Source organism: Kitasatospora sp. NPDC059160 (genome assembly GCF_042755465.1).
Taxonomy (GTDB): Bacteria; Actinomycetota; Actinomycetes; order Streptomycetales; family Streptomycetaceae; genus Kitasatospora.
In genome coordinates, this window is the sequence record NZ_JBHZCN010000218.1 from 1 (window position 1) to 5,181 (window position 5,181).

Below are 5,181 nucleotides of genomic sequence, written 5' to 3' on the forward strand. Positions count from 1 at the left end.
GCCCCCCGCCCCAAAACACTCGGTGGGGCTCGGGCGCCCACCTGGGGGGGCGGGCACCCCCCCCCCGCGCCGCCCCGCGCGGGCGGGCCGGCGCCGGGCCCCGCCCCCCCGCCCCTCCGTCGTGTCGTCCCGCGGGCTCAGACCACCTGGTGCAGCCAGCGCACCGGGGCGCCCTCGCCCGCGTAGCGGAACGGCTCCAGCTCGTCGTCCCAGGGCTTGCCCAGCAGCCGGGAGATCTCGGCCTCCAGGTCGGCCCCCTCGCTGCGGGCCCGCAGCAGGACGGCCCGCAGCCGGTCCTCGGGGATCAGGATGTCGCCGTGGATGCCCGTGACGGCGTGGAAGATGCCGAGCGTGGGCGTGCTGCTGTACCGCTCGCCCTCCGCCGTGGCGCAGGGCTCGCTGGTCACCTCGTACCGCATCAGCTGCCAGCCGCGCAGCGCGGAGGCGAGCTTCGAAGCGGTGCCGGGCTCCCCCTGCCAGGAGAGCTCGGCACGCCAGTGCCCGGGTGCGGCCGGCTGGCGGATCCAGTCCAGGCTCACCCGCACACCGAGCACCCCCGCGACGGCCCACTCGACGTGCGGGCACAGCGCGCGGGGCGCGGAGTGGATGTAGAGAACTCCACGTGTCGTCACCGGGACCTCCAGGCTGTGGACGAGGGTCGCCTTCCCCAGCTGCCTCGTGCCTGCAGTTGATCCACAGTTACCCACGTTAGCCGACATTAAGCTACTAAATTGAGCAAAACGGACAGGCTTTCGCTCAATGCTAGTCGAATCCTCAACGAGGTCTACCCCTCGGCCGGATCTCTCCCCCGAACGGCCCCATCGCCGGGCGGGACCACCGTACCGCGCGGCGCGGGGCGATGGATGACGCACTTTCGGATCCGGCCGGAATGCGGTAGTGCGGCCGGATCCCCTGCGCCGTGCACGCGAACCGCCCCGCGCGCCCGGTCGGGGCGGCGGGGCGGGTTCGACTCCGGACCAAGGGCCCTGACGGAGGGTCAGCCGTCCAGGCGGACCACCATCTTGCCGGTGTTGACGCCGCGGAGCAGGTCGAGGAAGGCCTCGACGGCGTTGTCGAAGCCGTCCACCACGGTCTCCTCGGAGCGCAGCTCGCCGGAGCGCAGCCAGCCGCCCACCTCGGCCACGAACTGCGGCTGCAGGGCGGCGTGGTCGCCGACCAGCATGCCCTCCAGGCGCAGCCGCTTGCCGATCGCCAGCGCCAGGTTGCGCGGAGCGGCGGGCGGGGTGGTGTCGTTGTACTGGGCGATCGCGCCGCAGAGCACCGCGCGGCCGTGCACGCCGAGGGCGCCGATCGCGGCCTCCAGGTGGTCCCCGCCGACGTTGTCGAAGTAGAGGTCGATGCCCTCCGGGGCGGCCTTGGCGAGCTGCTCGGCGACCGGGGCGTCCTTGTAGTTGAAGGCCGCGTCGAAGCCGAAGTCGTCCACCAGCTTGGCGACCTTCTCCGCCGAGCCGGCCGAGCCGACCACCAGCGAGGCGCCCTTGAGCCGGGCGATCTGGCCGACCAGCGAGCCGACGGCGCCGGCCGCGCCGGAGACGAAGACCTTGTCGCCCTCCTTGAGGGCGCCGACGGCGAGCAGTCCGGCGTAGGCGGTCAGGCCGGGCATGCCGAGCACGCCGAGGTAGGCGGAGAGCGGGCCGGCCGCCGGGTCGACCTTGACCGCGCGCTTCGCGTCCAGGGTGGCGTACTCGCGCCAGCCGAGCCCGTGCAGCACGGCGTCGCCGGGGGCGAAGCCCTCCGCCTCGGAGGCGACCACGTAGCCGACCGCGCCGCCGTCCATCGCCTGGCCGAGCTGGAACGGGGGCACGTAGGACTTGGTGTCGTTCATCCTGCCGCGCATGTACGGGTCGACCGACAGGTGGGTGTTGCGGACCAGGATCTCGCCCGGGCCCGGGGTCCGGACCGGGGCCTCGACCAGGGCGAAGTCGGCGGGCACCGGCCAGCCCTGGGGGCGGGCGGCGAGGTGCCATTCACGGGCGGTCGCGGGGGCGGCCTGCTCTGCCATGGAGGTGCTCCTTGGGGGGGTTTCGGCAGGTAAAAGGTTGAGCAACTGAAGTAACGATGGACATGAAAGGTTCATGTTGTCAACTTTTCAGGTAGACTCTGGGGCATGGACACCCAGCAGACCGAGGTCGCCACGCCGCAGTCCGACGAGATCACCCGCGAGGTCGTCGACCTGATGGCCAACCTGGTCGCCCTGTTCCATCGCGAGTACGAGGAGGCCGCCGCCGCCCGCTCGCTCACCGGCGCCCAGGCCAAGGTGCTCGCGCTGCTGCGGCGCGGCCCGCTGCCGATGCGCCACATCGCCCAGACGCTCAGCTGCGAGCCCTCCAACATCACCGGCATCGTCGACCGGCTGGAGGCCCGCGGCTTCGTCACCCGGGAGGCCGACCGGCAGGACCGCCGGGTCAAGCTGGTCGCCGCCACCGAGACCGGCGCGGCCGCCTCCGAGGAGCTGCGCGAGTCGCTCAACTTCGCCCGCGAGCCGCTCGCCGCGCTCGGCCCGCAGGAGCGCACCGTCCTGCGGGACCTGCTCCGGCGGATGCTCACCGGCGCCGCCGACCCCGGCGCGTGAGCAGCATCACAGCACTGCTGCCCGATTCGCCCGCACTCAGGAGGTAACCGAACGGCCTTCCGGAACGTCTAACGTTCGAACATCGAACGCGAGAAACGTGAAGACGGGGGGCACGGGATGAGCAGCAGCACGCGCCGGCGCCGCTACCTGCGGACCGCCATCGGCCTGGCCGCCGTTCTGGTGCTGTCGGTCGTGGGGGCGGGGGCCTGGTTCTACCACCGGCTGGACAGCAACATCACCACCTTCGACGCGGGCGGCGTCGCCACCGAGCGCCCGCCGGCCCCCGTGCCGGCCAGCCCCGGCGCCCAGGTGCCGGTCAACATCCTGCTGCTCGGCTCGGACACCCGCGACGACGGCAACAACTCGCTGGGCGGCGGCGACGAGGGCGTCGGCAACTCGGACACCGCGATCCTGGTGCACGTCTACGCCGACCACAAGCACGCCGTCGGGGTCTCGATCCCCCGCGACACCCTGGTCACCATCCCGTCCTGCAAGCTGGCGAACGGCAGCTGGAGCAAGCCCCGCACCGACCAGATGTTCAACTCGGCGTTCAGCCTCGGCGAACTCGCCAAGGGCAACCCGGCCTGCACCCAGAACACCGTGGAGAACCTCACCGGGCTGCGGGTCGACCACACCGTCGTGGTCGACTTCAAGGGCGCCGCCGCGATGACCGACGCCATCGGCGGCGTGGACGCCTGCGTGCCCAACGACGTCAACGAGTACGGCATCCAGCTCAAGAAGGGGATGCAGAAGCTCTCCGGCAAGTCCGCGGTCGACTACCTGCGGACCCGGCACGGCATCGGCGACAACTCCGACATAGGCCGGATGAAGCGCCAGCAGGCCTTCCTCTCCTCGATGATCAAGAAGGTCCAGTCCCAGGGCTTCTCCCTGCCCACGCTGCTGCCGCTGGCCGACGCCGCCACCAAGTCGCTCACCGTGGACGAGGGCCTCGGCACCGCGATGAAGCTGGTGGACTTCGCCCGCTCGCTGGAGGACATCAAGCTCTCCGACGTCACCTTCGTCACCGCCCCCTGGCGCTTCGCCGGGGAACGGGTGCGGCTGGTCCAGCCGGACGCCGACGCGCTGTGGAAGCTGCTGCGCGAGGACCGCACCCTGGACGGGCAGGGCACCGCCGGCACCGGCGCGGCCACCGCCGCCGCTGCCTCCGCCTCCGCCTCGCCGAGCGCGGGCCCCGGGACGAACGCGCCGCTCACCGCCGAACAGGCCGGCGCCCCGGTCACCGTGGTCAACGGCGTCGGCACCGCCGGGCTGGCCGGCTCCGGTGCCGAGACCCTCAAGGGACGCGGCTTCCAGAACGTCACCCTCGGCGCCAACAACCCCGGCAAGCAGCACACCGAGGTCTCCTACGACCCGACGCTCAAGACCACCGCCGACCAGGTCGCCGCGCTCTTCCCCGGCGCCCGCACCGTCGAGGAGCCCGGCTCGGGCGCGATCACCGTCACCCTCGGGGCGGACTACCGGGCGGCCGGCACCCAGCTGAACTCGGTGACCGCGCCCTCGCCCACGGCCACCGCGCCCAGCGGGATCCCGACCGGCATAGCGGAGAACACCCGCGGCGCCGACACCGACCCCTGTGCCGACCTGACCTTCGGATCCTAGGGCCCGGTTACTCCGGGTCCGGCAGGCCGGTGACCACGGCCGTCAGGCGGGTGCCGCGCACGAAGGCACCCGCCGCGGCCAGGTCGGCCAGGGCGGCGAGCAGCTTGGCGACGTACCGGCGTTCCACCGGGATGCCGTGGCGGCGTTCGAACTCCGCGGCGAAGGCGTCGAGTTCGGCCGGGACCTTGCCGTAGCCGCCGCCGTGGTGCGCGTGGTCGATCCGCCAGTTGGCGAACTCCCGCCCGAACCCGGCCCGGTGCAGCCGGGCGACCTCCGCCTCCAGGTAGCCCTCGCCGCCGCGCAGCACGGCCACCCCGAGCGCCCGGGCACCCGGCGGCAGGCCCGCCGCGATCCCGGCCAGGGTGCCGCCGGTGCCCACCGGGCAGCAGACCACGTCGTGCCCGCCCAGGTCGGGCAGTTCGGCCGTGATCGCGGCCGCGCCGACCGCGGCCAGGGCGTTGGAGCCGCCCTCCGGGAGCACCAGGCAGCGGCCCCAGCGGCGCTCCACCTCCGTACCGTCGCCGGTGCCGTCCCCGGCGAGGGCCCGGCCGGTGGCCTCCCGGTAGGCGGCCCGGGTGAGGAACTCCAGCCGCATCCCGGAGCGTTCGGCGGCCCGCAGCGACCAGTTGCGCGGCCGGTCGGCCAGCTCCTCGCCGCGCACCAGCCCGACGCTCTCCAGTCCGAGCGCGCCGGCGGCGGCCGCGGCCGCCCGCAGGTGGGTCGAGTAGGCGCCGCCGAAGGTCAGCAGCCGGGTGTGCCCCTGTTCGACGGCGGCGGCCAGGTTCGGGGCCAGCTTGCGCCACTTGTTGCCGGGGACGGTCGGGTGCAGCAGGTCGTCCCGCTTGAGCCTCAGCTCCACCCCGGCCCGGGCGAACACCCCGTCGGTGCAGTCCACCAGCGGGGTCGGCAGCAGGGCGGGTTCGAGCATCCGGCCAGCTTACGGGCCCGGGACGCCCGCCGGCCCGGAC

5 protein-coding genes are annotated in these 5,181 nt (G+C 73.4%); 2 read left to right on the forward strand and 3 right to left on the reverse strand.

What is annotated here, in order from left to right; translation table 11 throughout:
• Nucleotides 1-137 precede the first annotated feature (137 nt).
• A complete protein-coding gene (locus ACFXOZ_RS42030) occupies nucleotides 138-632 on the reverse strand; it encodes a DUF3145 domain-containing protein (protein ID WP_270147090.1) in 495 nt (164 codons plus the stop codon).
• Between the two features lie 365 nt (nucleotides 633-997).
• Nucleotides 998-2,023: an NADP-dependent oxidoreductase gene (locus ACFXOZ_RS42035; protein WP_380527557.1), complete on the reverse strand. Its 1,026-nt coding sequence runs from the start codon at nucleotides 2,021-2,023 to the stop codon at nucleotides 998-1,000.
• 105 nt (nucleotides 2,024-2,128) lie between these two features.
• On the opposite strand from ACFXOZ_RS42035, the gene ACFXOZ_RS42040 reads away from it, so the two are divergent.
• Together ACFXOZ_RS42040 and ACFXOZ_RS42045 are read left to right on the forward strand one after the other, a co-directional pair.
• On the forward strand, nucleotides 2,129-2,593 hold the full coding sequence (locus tag ACFXOZ_RS42040; protein ID WP_375887716.1) for a MarR family winged helix-turn-helix transcriptional regulator: 465 nt from the start codon (nucleotides 2,129-2,131) through the stop codon (nucleotides 2,591-2,593).
• Nucleotides 2,594-2,710: 117 nt separating this feature from the next.
• Nucleotides 2,711-4,213 carry an LCP family protein gene (locus ACFXOZ_RS42045; RefSeq protein ID WP_375887713.1) on the forward strand — a complete coding sequence of 501 codons (1,503 nt, stop codon included), beginning with the start codon at nucleotides 2,711-2,713 and terminating at the stop codon, nucleotides 4,211-4,213.
• Nucleotides 4,214-4,220: 7 nt separating this feature from the next.
• Here ACFXOZ_RS42045 and ACFXOZ_RS42050 read toward each other — a convergent pair whose 3' ends face one another.
• On the reverse strand, nucleotides 4,221-5,141 hold the full coding sequence (locus ACFXOZ_RS42050) for a 1-aminocyclopropane-1-carboxylate deaminase/D-cysteine desulfhydrase (protein WP_380595317.1): 921 nt from the start codon (nucleotides 5,139-5,141) through the stop codon (nucleotides 4,221-4,223).
• Nucleotides 5,142-5,181: the final 40 nt, after the last annotated feature.